This window comes from Streptomyces pseudogriseolus (assembly GCA_002154585.1).
GTDB classification, from domain to species: Bacteria; Actinomycetota; Actinomycetes; order Streptomycetales; family Streptomycetaceae; genus Streptomyces; species Streptomyces pseudogriseolus.
This window is the reverse complement of the sequence record MUNG01000008.1, coordinates 1-15,427: the sequence shown is the minus strand read 5'-3', so window position 1 is coordinate 15,427 and position 15,427 is coordinate 1. Positions and strand designations below refer to the sequence as shown.

Annotated in this window: 16 protein-coding genes; 6 read left to right on the top strand and 10 right to left on the bottom strand. The window is 74.8% G+C overall.

Translation table 11 applies throughout. The features are described 5' to 3' along the window. Positions 1 to 45: 45 nt before the first annotated feature. The gene (locus CCN29_RS01060; protein WP_086679576.1) at positions 46 to 1,491 is read right to left on the bottom strand and encodes a dihydrolipoyl dehydrogenase family protein; all 1,446 of its coding nucleotides are present in this window, start codon (positions 1,489 to 1,491) and stop codon (positions 46 to 48) included. A gap of 36 nt (positions 1,492 to 1,527) precedes the next feature. Between CCN29_RS01060 and trxA the strand changes: the two genes are divergently transcribed. Next, complete coding sequence (trxA, locus tag CCN29_RS01055) at positions 1,528 to 1,992, top strand: thioredoxin (protein WP_373297279.1); 465 nt, start codon at positions 1,528 to 1,530, stop codon at positions 1,990 to 1,992. A gap of 534 nt (positions 1,993 to 2,526) precedes the next feature. Here trxA and CCN29_RS01050 read toward each other — a convergent pair. Then, positions 2,527 to 3,564, bottom strand: coding sequence for a LacI family DNA-binding transcriptional regulator (locus tag CCN29_RS01050; RefSeq protein WP_037829813.1), 1,038 nt, complete (start codon positions 3,562 to 3,564; stop codon positions 2,527 to 2,529). Between the two features lie 93 nt (positions 3,565 to 3,657). Further along, complete coding sequence (locus tag CCN29_RS01045; RefSeq protein WP_006131682.1) at positions 3,658 to 4,314, bottom strand: TetR/AcrR family transcriptional regulator; 657 nt, start codon at positions 4,312 to 4,314, stop codon at positions 3,658 to 3,660. A 119-nt stretch (positions 4,315 to 4,433) separates the two neighbouring features. On the opposite strand from CCN29_RS01045, the gene CCN29_RS01040 reads away from it, so the two are divergent. Next, entirely contained in the window at positions 4,434 to 5,000 is a 567-nt protein-coding gene (locus CCN29_RS01040) for an NAD(P)H-dependent oxidoreductase (protein ID WP_006131683.1), read from the top strand. Between the two features lie 96 nt (positions 5,001 to 5,096). On the opposite strand, the gene CCN29_RS01035 is transcribed toward CCN29_RS01040, so the two are convergent. From CCN29_RS01035 to CCN29_RS01020, 4 genes are read right to left on the bottom strand one after another with little or no spacing between them, the layout of a single operon-like run. After that, entirely contained in the window at positions 5,097 to 6,236 is a 1,140-nt protein-coding gene (locus CCN29_RS01035) for an XdhC family protein (protein WP_006131684.1), read from the bottom strand. Continuing rightward, positions 6,229 to 8,361, bottom strand: a complete 2,133-nt coding sequence (locus CCN29_RS01030; RefSeq protein ID WP_031020680.1) for a xanthine dehydrogenase family protein molybdopterin-binding subunit — start codon at positions 8,359 to 8,361, stop codon at positions 6,229 to 6,231. The genes CCN29_RS01035 and CCN29_RS01030 overlap by 8 nt, the downstream gene beginning before the upstream one ends. Next, positions 8,358 to 9,350, bottom strand: a complete 993-nt coding sequence (locus tag CCN29_RS01025; RefSeq protein WP_086679571.1) for an FAD binding domain-containing protein — start codon at positions 9,348 to 9,350, stop codon at positions 8,358 to 8,360. Before CCN29_RS01025 ends, CCN29_RS01030 begins: the two co-directional genes overlap by 4 nt. Beyond that, positions 9,347 to 9,916: a 2Fe-2S iron-sulfur cluster-binding protein gene (locus tag CCN29_RS01020; protein WP_031020677.1), complete on the bottom strand. Its 570-nt coding sequence runs from the start codon at positions 9,914 to 9,916 to the stop codon at positions 9,347 to 9,349. Before CCN29_RS01020 ends, CCN29_RS01025 begins: the two co-directional genes overlap by 4 nt. A 359-nt stretch (positions 9,917 to 10,275) precedes the next feature. Between CCN29_RS01020 and CCN29_RS01015 the strand changes: the two genes are divergently transcribed. After that, complete coding sequence (locus tag CCN29_RS01015) at positions 10,276 to 10,887, top strand: TetR/AcrR family transcriptional regulator (RefSeq protein WP_006131688.1); 612 nt, start codon at positions 10,276 to 10,278, stop codon at positions 10,885 to 10,887. Positions 10,888 to 10,938: 51 nt separating this feature from the next. Here the strand turns inward: CCN29_RS01015 and CCN29_RS01010 are convergent, their stop codons facing one another. Beyond that, positions 10,939 to 11,844, bottom strand: a complete 906-nt coding sequence (locus CCN29_RS01010; protein ID WP_031020667.1) for a LysR family transcriptional regulator — start codon at positions 11,842 to 11,844, stop codon at positions 10,939 to 10,941. Positions 11,845 to 11,978: 134 nt separating this feature from the next. On the opposite strand from CCN29_RS01010, the gene CCN29_RS01005 reads away from it, so the two are divergent. Both CCN29_RS01005 and CCN29_RS01000 read left to right on the top strand, forming a co-directional pair. Beyond that, complete coding sequence (locus tag CCN29_RS01005) at positions 11,979 to 12,212, top strand: hypothetical protein (RefSeq protein ID WP_006131690.1); 234 nt, start codon at positions 11,979 to 11,981, stop codon at positions 12,210 to 12,212. A gap of 121 nt (positions 12,213 to 12,333) precedes the next feature. After that, complete coding sequence (locus CCN29_RS01000; protein WP_031020665.1) at positions 12,334 to 13,524, top strand: CaiB/BaiF CoA transferase family protein; 1,191 nt, start codon at positions 12,334 to 12,336, stop codon at positions 13,522 to 13,524. 29 nt (positions 13,525 to 13,553) lie between these two features. On the opposite strand, the gene CCN29_RS00995 is transcribed toward CCN29_RS01000, so the two are convergent. Then, positions 13,554 to 14,231, bottom strand: a complete 678-nt coding sequence (locus CCN29_RS00995) for a phosphoribosyltransferase (RefSeq protein WP_086679573.1) — start codon at positions 14,229 to 14,231, stop codon at positions 13,554 to 13,556. 117 nt (positions 14,232 to 14,348) lie between these two features. Between CCN29_RS00995 and CCN29_RS00990 the strand changes: the two genes are divergently transcribed. Next, complete coding sequence (locus CCN29_RS00990) at positions 14,349 to 14,804, top strand: archease (RefSeq protein ID WP_006131693.1); 456 nt, start codon at positions 14,349 to 14,351, stop codon at positions 14,802 to 14,804. A 15-nt stretch (positions 14,805 to 14,819) separates the two neighbouring features. On the opposite strand, the gene CCN29_RS00985 is transcribed toward CCN29_RS00990, so the two are convergent. Further along, positions 14,820 to 15,245, bottom strand: a complete 426-nt coding sequence (locus CCN29_RS00985; protein ID WP_006131694.1) for a CBS domain-containing protein — start codon at positions 15,243 to 15,245, stop codon at positions 14,820 to 14,822. Between the last annotated feature and the right edge of the window lie 182 nt (positions 15,246 to 15,427).

Below are 15,427 nucleotides of genomic sequence, written 5' to 3'. Positions count from 1 at the left end.
GCCCGTCCGGCGCTCGAGGAGGCGGCCCGCGAGGGCCGGAAGGGGTCAGGCGTCGCGGTACGCCTCCAGCAGCCGCAGCCACACCTCGCTGATCGTCGGGTACGACGGGACGGCGTGCCACAGCCGCCCGACCGGGACGCGGCCGGCCACCGCGACGGTCGCCGCGTGGATCAGCTCGCCGACGCCGGGGCCGACGAGGGTGACGCCGCGCACGATCTCCTCCTCGAGGTCGACGACCATGCGGGCGCGGCCCCGGTAGCCGTCGCCGTACAGGCTCGCGCCCGCGACCGACGACAGGTCGACGTCCACGGCCCGCACCCGGTGCCCGGCCTGTTCGGCCTCGGCGAGGGTGAGGCCGACGGAGGCCGCCTCCGGGTCGGTGAAGACGACCTGCGGGACGGCCGCGTGGTCCGCGGTGGCGGTGTGCGCGCCCCACTTCTCGGCCTGCACCGGTTCGCCCGCGGCCCGGGTGACGATCGCGGCGCCCGCGATGCGCGCCTGGTACTTGCCCTGGTGGGTGAGCAGGGCACGGTGGTTGACGTCGCCGACGGCGTACAGCCAGTCGTGGCCGGTCACCCGGAGGCTGTCGTCGACGTCCAGCCAGGAGCCGGGCTCCAGGCCGATCGTCTCCAGGCCGATGTCGTCGGTGCGGGGGGCGCGGCCGGTGGCGAAGAGGATCTCGTCGGCCTCGATCCGGTCGCCGGTGTCGGTGAGGACGACGACGGTGCCGTTCTCCCTGGTCACGGCCTTCACGGAGGTGCCCGTACGGACGTCGGCGCCGGCCTCGGTGAGGGCCTCGGCGACCAGTTCGCCCGCGAAGGGCTCCATCCGGCCGAGCAGGCCGTCGCCGCGCACGAGGACGGTGACGCGTGAGCCGAGCGCCTGCCAGGCGCAGGCCATCTCGACGGCGACGACCCCGCCGCCCACCACGACGAGCCGGCCGGGCGCGGAGCGGGCGCTGGTGGCCTCGCGGCTGGTCCAAGGGCGGACCTCGTCGAGTCCGGGCAGGTCGGGCAGCTGGGCGCGGCTGCCGGTGCAGACGGCGACGGCGTGCCGGGCGGTGAGGACGCTGCGGCGGCCGTCGGGGCCGGTGACCGTGACGGTGCGCGGGCCGCTGAGGCGTCCCTGGCCGCGGTACAGGTCGGCGCCGGTGCCCTCCAGCCATCGCACCTGGCCGTCGTCCTTCCAGCCGGAGGTGAAGGAGTCGCGGCGGGCGAGCACCGCGGCGGTGTCCAGGGGGCCCTGCACCGAGGCGCTCAGGCCGGGCAGGCGGCGGGCGTCGGCCTGGGCGAGGACCGGGCGCAGCAGCGCCTTGCTGGGCATGCAGGCCCAGTAGGAGCACTCGCCGCCGACCAGTTCGCTCTCCACCACCGCGGTGGACAGCCCGGCCGCGCGGGTGCGGTCGGCGACGTTCTCCCCGACCGGTCCGGCGCCGATCACCACGACGTCGTAGTCGGTCGCTTGCGTGTGCGTCGATTGCGTTTCCGTCATGGCGTCAGTCTGGTGGGTGGTGTGCCGGGTGGCCACATGGGTAGGGGCGCGGAATACGTCACCGGTCGGCCGTGTTGTGCCGACGCCCGAGCCGACAGCAGGAAGAGGGACCAGACCATGAGCGCCACCGTCGAACTCACCAAGGAGAACTTCGACCAGACCGTCACGGACAACGAGTTCGTGCTGATCGACTTCTGGGCGGAGTGGTGCGGCCCCTGCAAGCAGTTCGCACCGGTGTACGAGAAGGCGGCCGAGGACAACCCGGACCTGGTGTTCGGCAAGGTGGACACGGAGGCGCAGCCCGAGCTGGCGGCCGCCTTCGGCATCCAGTCCATCCCGACGCTGATGATCGTCCGCGACCAGGTCGCGGTGTTCGCCCAGCCGGGCGCGCTGCCGCAGGCCGCCCTGACGGACGTCATCGGCCAGGCCCGCAAGCTGGACATGGACCAGGTCCGCCGCCAGATCGCGGAACAGCAGCAGAGCGGCACCCAGGACGCCTGAGCACCACCAACTTCCGGCCCGCACAGATGTGCACGGACGGCGCCCGCAGGCCGCGGACAGTCGCGCCCCCTGGGCCGACACCAGCGCCCGCAGCCCGGCCCGCGGGCAATCGCGCCGCCTGGGCCGACACGGGTGGACGCGGCCGGCCCCGGCACCAGCGCCCGCCGCCCGCGGGCAGTCGCGCCCCCTGGGCCGACACACGTGGGCACGGCGGGCCCCGGCACACGCGCCCGCCGCCCGCGGGCATCCGTGCCGCCTGGAGCGGCACCGGTGGGCACGGCCGGCCCCGGCACCAGCGCCCGCCGCCCGCGGGCATGCGTGCCGCCTGGGGCGGCACGGGTGGGCGCGGGCGGCACCCCGCCAACGCCGGGCTGCGCACCACCCCCGGCCCACCGGCCACGGGGTCCCGCCCGAACAGCCCCGAAAGTCACGGGGTCCCGGGGCGGACACCCCCGCAGGCCACAGGGCCCCGGGGCGCACACCCCGGCAGACCACGGGGCACCGGGCCCCGGGGCGGTCAGCCCCGGGAAGACATCAGCTCGACTCCCGCCGGATCACCGACGCCCCCAACACCTTGTGCGCCTCCGGCGCCGCCCCCGGCTCCCGGACGGCCCGGTCGACAAGATCGGCCAGCTCCTGCCCGGACGGCAGTTCGAGCCGCACCGTACTCAGCCGGGGCCGCAGCAACCGCCCCAGCATGAGATCGTCCGCGCCGACGACCGCCGTCTCCTCCGGGATGCGGATCCCCGCGTCCTGCAGCGCACGCATCAGCAACATCGCGTACTCGTCGTTGTACGTGAACACCGCGTCGAGCCCCAGCTCCCGCCAGCGCGCGGCGAGCCCGGCCGCGGCCTCCTCCTCGTGCGCGAGCGGCAGCTCGACGACCGTCGCGTCCGTGCCGCGCACGGCGGCCCGTACCCCCGCGAGGCGCGGCGCGGAGAACGTGTCCAGCCCCGCCTCCCCCGGCACGACCACGCCGATCCGGCGGCGCCCCGTGTCGAACAGGTGGGCGCCCGCGCTGTACCCGACGACGTCGTGGTCCATGAGCAGCGCGTGCGCGCCCTCCACGGTCTCGGGGCCGAGCGTGACGACCGCCCGCGCGCCGGACCGCTTGAGCACCTCGACCCCCTGCGGGCCGAGCCCGGCGCCCGGCACCAGCACGGCCACCGGACGCAGCTCCGCCCAGGCGCGGGCGGCCTCGTCGTCGTGCGCGCCGACGGTGCCGTACTGGACGACCGTGTAGTCGAGCAGGCACAGAGCGGCCTGGAGTTCGTTGATGAACCTGCTGTACAGCGGGCCCACGGGGAAGGCGGGCGCGGGCATCAGCACCATACGGCTGTGCCCGGCGCGCAGGCTGCGGGCGGCCGCGTGCGGGACGTACCCGAGTTCGCGCGCGGCCTCGCGGACGCGGCGGCGGGTCGGCTCGCTGATCCGGACGGCGCGGGCGTTGTTCAGCACGTAGGAGACGGTCGCGCGCGAGACGCCGGCCAGGCGGGCCACATCGGCGCTCGTGGGCACGGAGCGCGTCGGTGCCGGGAGCGCGGGCGCGGGCGGGTTGGGTATCTGCACCATGACGTACGGCATCTTCGCAGAAGCCGTAACGCGCTTGTGACTCGGGGGAGTTGGGAGCGCGGGCCGAGGTACGGGAGGGGCCGTCCGGGGAGGTCAGGCGGTGGTGCCGGTGACGCGGTCGACGAGGTCGGTCCACGCGTCCTCCAGGCGCTGCCGCGGCATGCCGCACTGGTGGATCAGGTGGTGGACCAGGGCGGGGTCGAGCTGGGCCAGCAGCGTGTGGGTGAGCAGCTCGCAGTCGGCGTCCGGGGCCGCCTGGCGGAGCAGCATGGCGACGTGGTGGTGCCGCACCCGGTAGGGCGGGACGGTGAAGCGGCGGCCCGGGTCCGGTTGGGCCGCGAGCTGGAGCTCGAGGTCCTCCACGGTGCGGTGCAGGGCGGCACGGCCGAAGGCGCGCAGCCGCTCGGCGGGGGGCGCGCCCGGTCCTAGCGGCGGGGGGCCGCTGAGGAAGGCGGCCTGGAGCTTCTTCTCGCCGTGGTCGAGGAGGGCCATGAGCAGGCCGGTGCGGTCGCCGAAGCGGCGGAAGACGGTGCCCTTGCCGACACCGGCCGCCGCGGCGACCTCCTCCATGGTGACGGCGTCGGCGCCGTGTGCCGCGACGAGTCCGGCGGCCGCCTCCAGCAGCCGGGCCCGGTTGCGGGCGGCGTCGGCGCGCAGGCAGGGCTCGTCGGCGTCGAGTCCCAGCTGGACCAGCTGCGGGGAGTCGACGGGCTCCGGGGGCGTGGGGGCGGACGGGGGCGCGGCGGACATGAAGCCAGCGTAAAGCATCGGGAATGAAACTGGACCGTGGTCCGGTTCAAGTGCTACAACTGCAAAGCGGACCACGGTCCGGATTGTGTCGCAGGTCATATCCCCCCTGGAGTTTCCCCATGTCTGTTCGCATCCTCGCCCTCGTCGGAAGCCTTCGCGCCGGTTCGCACAACCGTCAGCTGGCCGAGACCGCCGTGAAGCTCGCCCCGGAAGGCGCCGACATCGCGCTCCACGAGGGCCTGGCGGAGATCCCGTTCTACAACGAGGACATCGACGTCGAGGGCAGTGTGCCGGCCGCCGCCGCCCAGCTGCGCGAGGCCGCCGCGGCCGCCGACGCGCTGCTGCTCTTCACCCCCGAGTACAACGGCACGATCCCCGCCGTGCTGAAGAACGCCATCGACTGGCTGTCCCGGCCGTTCGGCGCCGGCGCCATCAGCGGCAAGCCGGTCGTCGTGGTCGGCACCGCCTACGGCCAGTACGGCGGTGTCTGGGCGCAGGACGAGGCGCGCAAGGCCGTGGGCATCGCCGGCGGCAAGGTCGTCGAGGACATCAAGCTGTCCATCCCCGGCTCCGTGACCCGCTTCGCCGAGACCCACCCGGCGGACGACACCGAGGTCGCCGCGCAGGTGACGGAGGTCGTCAACCGTCTGCACGCCCTGCTCGACGGCGAGCAGGCCGCGGCCTGACGCACGGCCGCACGGAACGCCTGAAGGGGCCGGAAGCTCGAGCTTCCGGCCCCTTCGCCGTACGCGGGCGGGACGCACTCCCGCCGGACCCCTGACTCACGCGGCCGCCGGCGCCTGCCGGTTCTCCCGGTGGATCGGGGCGGTCGTCGTGGTCAGCGGCGCGCCCGTGCCGCCGTGGCGTGCCGCGACGATCTCCGCCGCGATGGACAGCGCCGTCTCCTCCGGGGTGCGGGCGCCGAGGTCCAGGCCGATCGGGGAGCGCAGGCGGGACAGCGCCCGCTCCCCCACGCCCGCCTCCCGCAGCCGGCGCAGCCGGTCGGTGTGGGTGCGGCGGGAGCCCATCGCGCCGACGTACGCCACCGGCAGCCCCAGCGCCACCTCCAGCAGCGGCACGTCGAACTTGGCGTCGTGCGTCAGCACGCACAGCACCGTGCGGGCGTCGGTCCGCGTCCCGCGCAGATAGCGGTGCGGCCAGTCGGCCACCACCTCGTCCGCCTCCGGGAAGCGGGCCCGGGTCGTGAACACGGGCCGCGCGTCGCACACGGTGACGTGGTAGCCGAGGAACTTGCCCACCCGTACCAGCGCAGCCGCGAAGTCGATCGCGCCGAACACGATCATCCGGGGCGGGGGCACGGAGGACAGCACGAGGAGGGCCGGGCGTCCGGCGCAGTACGCGTCCGCGCCCGGCCCGACCGTGACCGTGCCGGTGTGCCCCGCGTCCAGCAGGTCACGCGCCGCCTCGGCGGCGGCGCGGTCCAGCTCCTCCGCGCCGCCGAGGCCGCCCGTGTACGTCCCGTCGGGGCGGACGAGGAGCGCCCGGCCCAGCAGGTCCGCCGGGCCGTCCGTCACCCACGCCAGCGCGCCCGGCCCGCCCCGGGACAGCTCCGCCAGGGCGGACTCGAGCACCGGCCGGACGGTGCTGTCCGCGCCGACCGGCGTGACCAGCATCTCGATGGTGCCGCCGCAGGTCAGGCCGACCGCGAAGGCGTCCTCGTCGCTGTACCCGAACCGCTCGGTCCTGGCCCGCCCGTCCGCGAGGGCCTCGGCGCACAGGTCGTACACCGCGCCCTCGACGCACCCGCCGGACACCGAGCCGATCGCCGTGCCGTCGCGATCGACGGCGAGGGCGGCGCCGGGGCCGCGCGGCGCGCTGCCGTCCACGGAGACGACCGTGGCCACGGCGAACTCCCGGCCCTCGGCCAGCCAGCGCCGCAGGTCGTCGGCGAGGTCAAGCATGCGGACCTCCCGCCCGCAGCACCCGGTCCGGGCGGATCGGCAGGCCGCGGTGGCGTACGCCGGTGGCGTGCCACACCGCGTTGGCGACGGCGGCCGCCGCCCCCACGATGCCGACCTCGCCGATGCCCTTGATGTTGACCGGGTCCTCGGGGTCGTGGTCGTCGACCCAGACGGCGTCGATGTCCGCGGGCACGTCGGCGTGGGTGGCGACGTGGTAGCCGGCCAGGTCGCCGCCGTAGAGCGCGCCGGAGGCCGCGTCGCGCACCGCCTCCTCGTGCAGGGCCATGGAGATGCCCCAGATCATGCCGCCGACGAGCTGGTTGCGGGCGGTGAGCGGGTTGACGATGCGGCCGGCGGCGAACACGCCGAGCATCCTGCGCACCCGCACCTCGCCCGTGGTGACGTCGACGGCGACCTCGGCGAACTGGGCGCCCCAGGAGTGCCGTTCCTTCGCCGCGAGCGCGGCGATCGCCTGCGTGGTGTCGGACCGTACGGTGATGCCCTCCGGGGGCAGCTCGCCGCCCGGCACGAGACGTTCGCGCAGCTCCCCGGCGGCCGCGGCGACCGCCCAGCCCCAGGAGCGCGTGCCCATGGAGCCGCCGGCGATGCCCGCGGGGCCGAAGTCGCTGTCACCGATGTGCACCCGGACCCGCTTCGCCGGCACGTGCAGCGCGTCGGCGGCGATCAGGGTGAGCGCCGTACGCGCGCCGGTGCCGATGTCCGACGCGGAGATCCGCACGGTGAAGGTGCCGTCGGCCTCCGCGGTCACCGCCGCCGTGGACGGCAGGGCGCCCGCGAAGAAGGACGCGGCGGCCGTGCCGGTGCCGATCAGCCACCGTCCGTCGCGGCGCACGCCGGGGCGCGGGTCGCGGGCGTCCCAGCCGAAGCGGCGGGCGCCCTCGCGGAAGCAGGCGGCGACGTTGCGGGTGGCGAACGGCAGTCCGCTGACCGGCCCGGTCTTCGGGTCGTTGCGCAGCCGCAGCTCGATCGGGTCGATGCCGGACCGCTCCGCCAGTTCGTCGAAGGCGCACTCCAGGGCGAACGACCCCGGCGCCTCGCCGGGCGCCCGCATCCAGGTCGGGGACGGCACGTCCAGCCGTACGACGCTGTTCTCCGTGCGGTGGGCGGGGGCGTCGTACATCGTGCGGGCCACGCCGGCGCTCGGTTCGACGAACTCGAAGACCGTGGAGGTCTGGCTGAGCGAGGTGTGCTCCAGGGCGCGCAGCCGTCCGTCGGGGCCCGCGCCCAGCCGGACCCGCTGGACGGTGGGGCTGCGGTAGCCGGTGACGGAGAACATCTGACGCCGGGTCAGCGTCACGCGCACCGGGCGGCCCACCTCGGCGGCGGCCATCGCCGCGGCCACCTGGGGCGGGCGCACGCCCTTGCTGCCGAAGCCGCCGCCGACGTGCTCGGAGCGGACCCGCACCGCGGACGGGTCGAGGGAGAACATCCGGGTGAGTTCGTCGGCGACCCAGGTGACGCCCTGGTCGGAGTCGACGAGGTCGAGCCGGCCGCCGTCCCACCATGCCGTCGCCACGTGCGGCTCCATCATGGCGTGGTGTTCCTCGGGCGTGGTGTACTCCTCGTCCACCACGTGCGCGGAGGCGGCGAGTTCGGCCTCCAGGTCGCCCTTCTCGGTGACGCCGGGCATGTGCCCCTCGGCGGCGTAGGCGTCGGGCCGGTCCGCGGAGAGGGTGACGTCGTGCGGCTCCTCCTCGTACGTGACGGCGAGGGCGTCGGCCGCCGCCCGCGCCTGCTCGGGCGTCTCGGCGACGACGAGGGCGACGGGCCAGCCGGCGTGCGGGACGCGGTCGTGCTGGAAGACGACGGCGGTCGGGTCCGGACGGACGCCCATCATGCCGACGTAGTCGGAGGTCAGGCGGGGCGCGTTGCCGTGGTGGAGGACGGCGAGGACACCGGGCATGGCGAGCACCGGGGCGGTGTCGAGGGACACGATCCGGCCGCGGGCCACCGTGGACAGCACGAACATGCCGTGGGCGAGCCCGGCGAACGGGATGTCGCCGCCGTAGCGGGCGGCGCCGGTGACCTTGTCGCGGCCCTCGACGCGGGTGTGCGCGGTGCCGAAGGGGCTCGGTGCGACGGGGCGTTGGGGGGCGACGGTCATCGGGAGGTCTCCTCGGCGAGTTCGGTCAGCACGGCCACGACGAGGTTGCGCAGGAGGGTCACCTTGTAGCCGTTGTGGGGCAGAGGGCGGGCCGCCGCGAGTTCGGCGTCGGCGGCCGCGGCGAAGTACTCGGCGGTGGCGGGCGCGCCGACGAGGACCCGTTCGGCGAGGCGGGCCCGCCAGGGCCGGGAGGCGACCGCGCCGAGGGCGAGGCGGGCGTCGCGGACGACTCCGTCGGACACGTCCAGCGCGGCGGCGACCGAGCCGATCGCGAAGGCGTACGAGGCCCGTTCGCGGACCTTGCGGTAGCGCGAGCGGGCGGCGACGTGCGCGGGCGGCAGGGTGACGTGGGTGATGAGCGCGCCGGGCGGCAGGACGGTCTCGCGGTGCGGGGTGTCGCCGACCGGCAGGTAGAAGTCGGTCAGCGGGGCCTCGCCCGCGCCGTCGGCGGTCCGCCAGGAGACGACGGCGTCGAACGCGGTGAGCGCGACGCCCATGTCGGAGGGGTGGACGGCCACGCAGTGCTCGGAGGCGCCGAGAACGGCGTGGTTGTGGTGCTCCCCTTCGAGGGCGGAGCAGCCGCTGCCGGGTTCACGCTTGTTGCACGGCCGGCTGAGGTCGGTGAAGTAGCCGCAGCGGGTGCGCTGGAGCAGGTTGCCGCCGACGGTGGCCATGTTGCGCAGCTGGCCGGAGGCGCCGGCCAGGACGGCCTGGGTGAGCGCCGGGTAGCGGTCGCGGATCAGCGGGTGCGCGGCGAGATCGCTGTTGGTGACGGTCGCGCCGATGCGCACCGCGCCGTCCTCGCCGGTCTCGATCCCGTCGAGCGGGAGGGAGCGGACGTCGACGAGCCGGGTGGGGGTCTCGACGCCGTTCTTCATCAGGTCGACGAGGTTGGTGCCGCCGCCGAGGTAGCGGGCGTCCGGGTCGGCGTCGAGCAGGGCGACCGCGCCGGCGACGTCGTCGGCGCGCCGGTAGTCGAACTCCCTCATGCGGCGGTCCCCTCGGTGACGGCGGTGTCGGTGGACGCCTCGGCGGCGGCGCGGGCGACCGCTTCCGCCATCTGGCCGTAGGCGGCGCAACGGCAGAGGTTGCCGCTCATACGTTCCTTGATCTCCTCGGTGGTCAGGGGCGGCGGGCCGGCCTCGGTCCGTACGTCCGCGGTGACGGCGCTGGGCCAGCCGGCGGCGTGCTCCTCGATGACGGCGACCGCCGAACAGATCTGTCCGGGGGTGCAGAAGCCGCACTGGTAGCCGTCGAGGTCGAGGAAGGCCTGCTGCACCGGGTGCAGCCGGTCCCCCTCGGCGACGCCCTCCACGGTGGTGATCTCACGGTCCTCGGAGGCGACGGCCAGCTGGAGGCAGGAGACGGTGCGCCGGCCGTCGACGAGGACGGTGCAGGCGCCGCACTGCCCGTGGTCGCAGCCCTTCTTGGTGCCGGTCAGGTCGAGGCGGTCGCGCAGGGCGTCGAGCAGGGTGGTGCGGTGGTCGACGGTGAGCGAGTGTTTCTCGCCGTTGACGTTCAGGGTGACGGTGCTGGACGACGTGGGGGGCGTCATGGACGGCCTTCTTTCACGAATATCTCAGTCACGAAGATGCGGGAGGTAACGGAAAACTCGGGAGTCACGGATATGTGGGAGTCACGGCAATGCGGGGTCGCGGGAATCTGGGGGTCGCGGAATCGGGACAGCGGATGGGGTCGGGGCGCTGTGCGGAACGTGCGGTGTGCGGGATGGTGTGACGTGCGACGCCGTGCGGACGCGGCGGTGGCGCGGGGCATGCCGAAGGGCCGTCCCGTGCCGCCCGGCTCCGCCGATACGATGGACCGGAAGCGGACAGCTGTCCGTTACCGAGAACGTAGTGGACAGATGTCCGCTTATCAAGGACGGGTTTCGGACACGGCCCGGAAGGAGGACCGGTGGGTGAGCACAGCGGCGCGTCCCGGAGCGCGGAGACACCCCAGCGGGCGGACGCCCAGCGCAATCGCGAGCGCATCCTGGCCGTCGCGGTCACCGAGCTGACGCGGTCGGCGGACACCCCGCTGAGCGTGATCGCCAAGAAGGCGGGCGTCGGACAGGGCACGTTCTACCGGAACTTCCCCAGCCGTGAGGCGCTGGTCATGGAGATCTACCGGCACGAGATGCGGCAGGTCGCCGAGAGCGCGGACCAGCTGCTGTGCTGCCGTGAACCCGACCGGGCGCTGCGGGAGTGGATGGACCGGCTGGCCCGGTTCAGCATGACCAAGGCGGGTCTCGCGGACGCGATCCGGCAGGCCACCAGCTCCCCGGACGGCCCGGCGAAGCCGAAACCCGACACGCTGCTCCAGGCGGCGGACCGGCTGCTCCGGGCGTGCGAGGAGGCCGGGACGATCCGCCCCGGCGTGACCTCCGACGATCTGCTCCTCGCGATCGGCGGACTCTGGCAGCTCGACCCGGCGAGCGGCTGGCAGGAGCGGGCCGCCCGCCTGCTGGACCTCGTGATGGACGGGCTGCGGGTGGGGGCGCCGGGGCGGAAGGCGCCGGGCGCCTGACGCACGGCGGGCCACTGGCGGGAGGTCGGGCGAGGGGCGGCCGACGGCACGTCAGGCGAGGGCCGTCGGGGCGAGTTCGCGCAGTTCGCGGAGGGCCGCCGTGACGGCCGGGCGGGCGTGGCCGCCGGCGCGGGTGGCGGTGAGGAGCCTGCGGTGGGGGTCGCCCGCGCAGCGGACGCGGGTGATCGGCAGGTGCGGGGTGACGTGGGCGAGGCGCGGGATCAGGGCCACGCCGAGGCCGTAGGCCACGAGATGCGCCGTGGCGTTCCAGTCGCCGGCGTGGTGGACGACCTCCGGGGTGAAGCCGGCCGCGCCGCACGCGGCCAGCACCTGAAGCCGGCACGGGCTCTCCGGCACCGGGGCGATCCACGGCTCGTGCGCCGCCTCGGCCAGGTCGACGCGGTCCCGCCCGGCCAGCGCGTGGGCGTCCGGCACCACCAGGTCGAACGGGTCGTCCAGCAACGGCTGCTGGTCGAACCGCGTGTCGCTCATCGGCGGGTTGTGCGGGGTGGACTCCACCACCGCCAGATCGGCGGCGCCCTCGAAGAGCAGGTCGAAGATGGCCGGAACCACCGCCTCCGTGATCCGTACCGACAGCCGTGGGTGCCGCTCGCCGAGCCGGGCCGCCAACGGCGCGAGCAGCACGGAGACGGCCACCGGGAACCCGGTCACCCGCAGCACCCCGGCGGGGTCGCCGTGGTCGGCGCGCAGATCCAGCTCGGCCTGGTCCCAGCGGGCCTGGATGGCGTCGGCGTGCGCCAGCAGGCTCTCGGCGGCCGGGGTGAGGCGCACCCCGCGGCCCTGGGGTTCGAGCAGGTCGACGCCGAGGTCGCGGGCGAGCTGGCGGATCTGCTGAGAGGCGGCGGAGGGCGTGAAGTGCAGGGCGCGGGCGGCCGCGGTGACCGTGCCGTAGTGGGCGACCGCTCGCAGGACGTGGAGCCGGCGCAGGTCAATCATGAAGCCGAGGCTTCACGGTGGCGTGCACAAAGTCAACCTGGACGTGAACATAATCGACGGCTCATTCTTGAGGTGCCGCGACCGGCGGCAGGCACACGAGTCACGTGCAGCACGTGAGTTACCAAGGAGTCGCCATGACCAGCACGACCGGCGCCACGGGTACGACCGGCACCGCCTGCCCCTACTGCGGGTGGCCGGACCACGCCGAGCCGTTCCAGGTCGTCTCGCGGCACGCCACCGCGGCGGGCAGCACGGTGTGGACGCGCTGCGGATGCGGGTCGCTGCAGGTCCGCGCGGTGGACGAGCGGGGCATGCGCGTCATGTCGCGCAGCCGCCCCGCCGACGTACCGGCGCCGGGCGGGCGTTGACGCACCGGCGCGGCCGGGCGGGCGTTGACAGGCGGTTCGCCCCGGCCGTAGTCATGGCGTAGTGATCGCGTACCGGCCGGAGGCGGCCGGTGACCGGGGACCCGGGTGCGGGCGAGGAGGCGTGGACGTGCGGAGACTCCCCCTTTCCGGGGTGACGGTGGTGACCGTGGAGCAGGCGGTGGCCGCGCCCTACGCCACCCGGCAGCTGGCCGACCTCGGCGCCCGGGTCATCAAGGTGGAGCGGCCGGGCGAGGGCGACTTCGCCCGGCGCTACGACACCACCGTGCACGGCACGTCCAGCTACTTCGTGTGGATCAACCGCTCGAAGGAGTCCCTCACGCTCGACCTGAAGGACCCGCGCGGCCTGGACATCCTGCACGAACTGCTGGCGGACGCCGACGTGTTCGTGCAGAACCTCGCGCCGGGCGCGGCCGGCCGGCTCGGGCTGGGCGCCGAGGACCTGGCCCGCCGCCATCCGCGCCTGATCCCGTGCGCCGTCTCCGGCTGGGGCACCACGGGGCCGTGGGCCGACCGCAAGGCGTACGACCTGCTCGTGCAGTGCCAGACGGGTCTGGTGTCGCTCACCGGCACCCCCGAGGAAACCGCCCGTACGGGGATCTCCGTCGCCGACATCGCCGCCGGGATGTACGCCTACAGCGGTGTCCTCACCGCCCTCTACACCCGCGCCACCACCGGCGAGGTGCACCCGGTGGAGGTGTCCCTGTTCGAGGCGCTGGCGGAGTGGATGGGGCAGCCCGCCTCGTACACGCGGTACGGCGGCGCCCAGCCGCCCCGGATGGGCACGCAGCACGCGACGATCGCCCCGTACGGCACGTTCCGGGCGGCGGACGGGCGGGAGGTGCTGTTCTCCGTCCAGAACGAACGGGAGTGGGCGGCGCTGTGCCGGGAGTTCCTGGGCCGGCCGGATCTGACCGACGACCCGCGGTTCGCCACCGGTTCGCTCCGCGTGGCGCACCGGGACGAACTGAACGCGATCGTGGCGGACCGCTGCGCCCGCGACGACGCGGCGGACCTGCTGAAGGACCTCGAGGAGACCGGCATCGCCTGTACCGGGGTCAACGACGTCGCGGCGTTCCTGGACCACCCGGTGCTGGCGGCGCGTGGCCGGTGGCGGGAGGTCGGGGTGCCGGGCGGCACGGCTCAGGCGCTGCTCCCGCCCGCCGACCTCGCGGGCGTCCCGGCCCGTATGGACCCGGTGCCGGCGGTGGGCGAGCACACGGAGGCGATCCTGCGGGAGCTGGGCCGCACGCCGGAGGACATCGCGGCGCTGCGGGCGGACGAGGTGATCTGACCGCTCCGACGGGCTCGCCGGGGCCGGAGCTACAGCTGCTGCTGTTGCTGCTGTTGCTTCCGCGGCTGATGCCGGCGCAGCGCCTCCAGCACCTCCTCGTCCGTCAGCTGGTCGAACTCGTCGTACCACTGGCCGACGGCCATGAAGGCGGCCGGTTCTTGGAGGCTGATCAGCTCGTCGGTCTCGGAGCGGAGGGCGACGGCGCCCTCCGGGGAGGCGACCGGGACGGCCAGGACCAGGCGGGCGGGGCCGCGGGCGCGGAGGGCGCGCAGGGCGGCGCGGGCCGTGGAACCGGTGGCGAGGCCGTCGTCGACGACGACCACCGTGCGGCCGCGCGGGTCGGGTGCGGGCCTGCCCTGCCGGTAGAGCTGTTCGCGCCGGAGCAGTTCGGCGCGCTCCCGTTCGACGACGGGCGCGAGGTCGGCATGCGTCAGGCCGAGACCGCGCAGGGCCTCCTCGTCGTACACGGGGACGCCGTCGCCGGCCATGGCGCCGACGCCGTACTCCTCGTGGCGGGGGGCGCCGACCTTGCGGACGACGAGGACGTCGAGGGGCGCGCCCAGCGCCTCGGCGACCTCGGCGGCGACGGCGACGCCGCCGCGGGGCAGCGCCAGGACGAGGGGGTCGGGCAGGGCGCCGGCGTCCTGCCTCTCCCGCAGCCGCGCGGCCAGTTCGCGTCCGGCCTGCCGGCGATCACGGAACCGCATGACGATGCCCTCCTCCCGAGCGGTCACGACCTCGGTCGGCACCCGCGTACCCCTTCCCCGGGTGCGCGAAGCACCGCCGCGGGGCATGGGGGCGGCGCGCTCGGGCAGTCGTGGTGCATGGTCGGTGACACGAGTGACCCCGGGCAGGCGCCACGGCGGGACCGCAGCGGGCACCGTTCGGTGGCGCAGGAGGACGACGTACGCATCGAGGCCTGGGCGGCGAGCCGCGAGCACTGCCTGGCCGAGGCCGTGGTGGCGATGGTGGAGTGCTTCGCGGACGTGTCCGGTGTGAGACCGACCGGGGTGGACCGCATCCGGCTGGCCGAGACGAGCGACGACGACCTGCTGGCCGCGCTGCTCGACGAGATCCTGTACCGGCTGGAGGCGTACGGCCAGGTGCCGGTGGACGTGGAGGCCGACGAGGCCGAGGGCGGGTTGGACGTGCGGCTGGCGGTCGCGGGTCTGGCGGACGTGCGGGTCACCGGGGAGGTGCCGACGGACGTCGGCTGGGAGGACCTGCGGCTGTCGCCGGGACCGTACGGCTGGTCGTGCGCGGTGACCGTCGACGGGTGAGCCCGGTCGCCGCGCTCAGTGGGTCGGCGTCGCGCGGCTGATGTCGGCGAGCGCGGAGTGCGGGTCCTCCTCGGCGGCGAGGTCGCCGAGGCTGACCACGCCCACGGGGCAGCCGCCGTGCTCGACCACGGGCAGGCGCCGCACGGCGTGTTCCCGCATGAGCGCGACGGCGTGGTCGGTCGTGTCGTCCGGGTCGAGCGTCACCAGCGGCGGGCGGGTGCACAGCGACCCGACGGTCGTCGCCTCGGGATCGTGCCCCTCGGCGACGCCCCGCAGCACGATGTCACGGTCGGTGAGCACACCGAACAGATCGCAGTCGTAGGCGACGAGCACATCCCCGACATCCCGCTCCCGCATCAGCCGCGCCGCCTGCGACACGGAGGTCATCGGCTCCACGGAGGTGGTGTGCGCGGACATCACGTCACGTATGCGGGTGGTCATGACGACACCTCCCGGTGCGAGGTCGCGAACACGGGGCGCTACCGACGGACGTCCCGTCCGCTCTTCGAGTGACCCCCGTGCCAGCCGCGTAGCCCGCCCTGCGCCGGGTAAACCGGCTCGGTTTGCCCGACGCCGTTCCCGTCGGTTGGATGGGCCGGTTCCCCCGTGGTCGTCGGGGTGGG

Coding starts and splice junctions, on each gene's coding strand:
- CCN29_RS01060 (WP_086679576.1), bottom strand. CDS start 1,491: ATGACGGAAACGCAATCGACGCACACGCAAGCGACCGACTACGACGTC.
- trxA (WP_373297279.1), top strand. CDS start 1,528: ATGGGTAGGGGCGCGGAATACGTCACCGGTCGGCCGTGTTGTGCCGAC.
- CCN29_RS01050 (WP_037829813.1), bottom strand. CDS start 3,564: ATGGTGCAGATACCCAACCCGCCCGCGCCCGCGCTCCCGGCACCGACG.
- CCN29_RS01045 (WP_006131682.1), bottom strand. CDS start 4,314: ATGTCCGCCGCGCCCCCGTCCGCCCCCACGCCCCCGGAGCCCGTCGAC.
- CCN29_RS01040 (WP_006131683.1), top strand. CDS start 4,434: ATGTCTGTTCGCATCCTCGCCCTCGTCGGAAGCCTTCGCGCCGGTTCG.
- CCN29_RS01035 (WP_006131684.1), bottom strand. CDS start 6,236: ATGCTTGACCTCGCCGACGACCTGCGGCGCTGGCTGGCCGAGGGCCGG.
- CCN29_RS01030 (WP_031020680.1), bottom strand. CDS start 8,361: ATGACCGTCGCCCCCCAACGCCCCGTCGCACCGAGCCCCTTCGGCACC.
- CCN29_RS01025 (WP_086679571.1), bottom strand. CDS start 9,350: ATGAGGGAGTTCGACTACCGGCGCGCCGACGACGTCGCCGGCGCGGTC.
- CCN29_RS01020 (WP_031020677.1), bottom strand. CDS start 9,916: ATGACGCCCCCCACGTCGTCCAGCACCGTCACCCTGAACGTCAACGGC.
- CCN29_RS01010 (WP_031020667.1), bottom strand. CDS start 11,844: ATGATTGACCTGCGCCGGCTCCACGTCCTGCGAGCGGTCGCCCACTAC.
- CCN29_RS01005 (WP_006131690.1), top strand. CDS start 11,979: ATGACCAGCACGACCGGCGCCACGGGTACGACCGGCACCGCCTGCCCC.
- CCN29_RS00995 (WP_086679573.1), bottom strand. CDS start 14,231: ATGCGGTTCCGTGATCGCCGGCAGGCCGGACGCGAACTGGCCGCGCGG.
- CCN29_RS00990 (WP_006131693.1), top strand. CDS start 14,349: ATGGTCGGTGACACGAGTGACCCCGGGCAGGCGCCACGGCGGGACCGC.
- CCN29_RS00985 (WP_006131694.1), bottom strand. CDS start 15,245: ATGACCACCCGCATACGTGACGTGATGTCCGCGCACACCACCTCCGTG.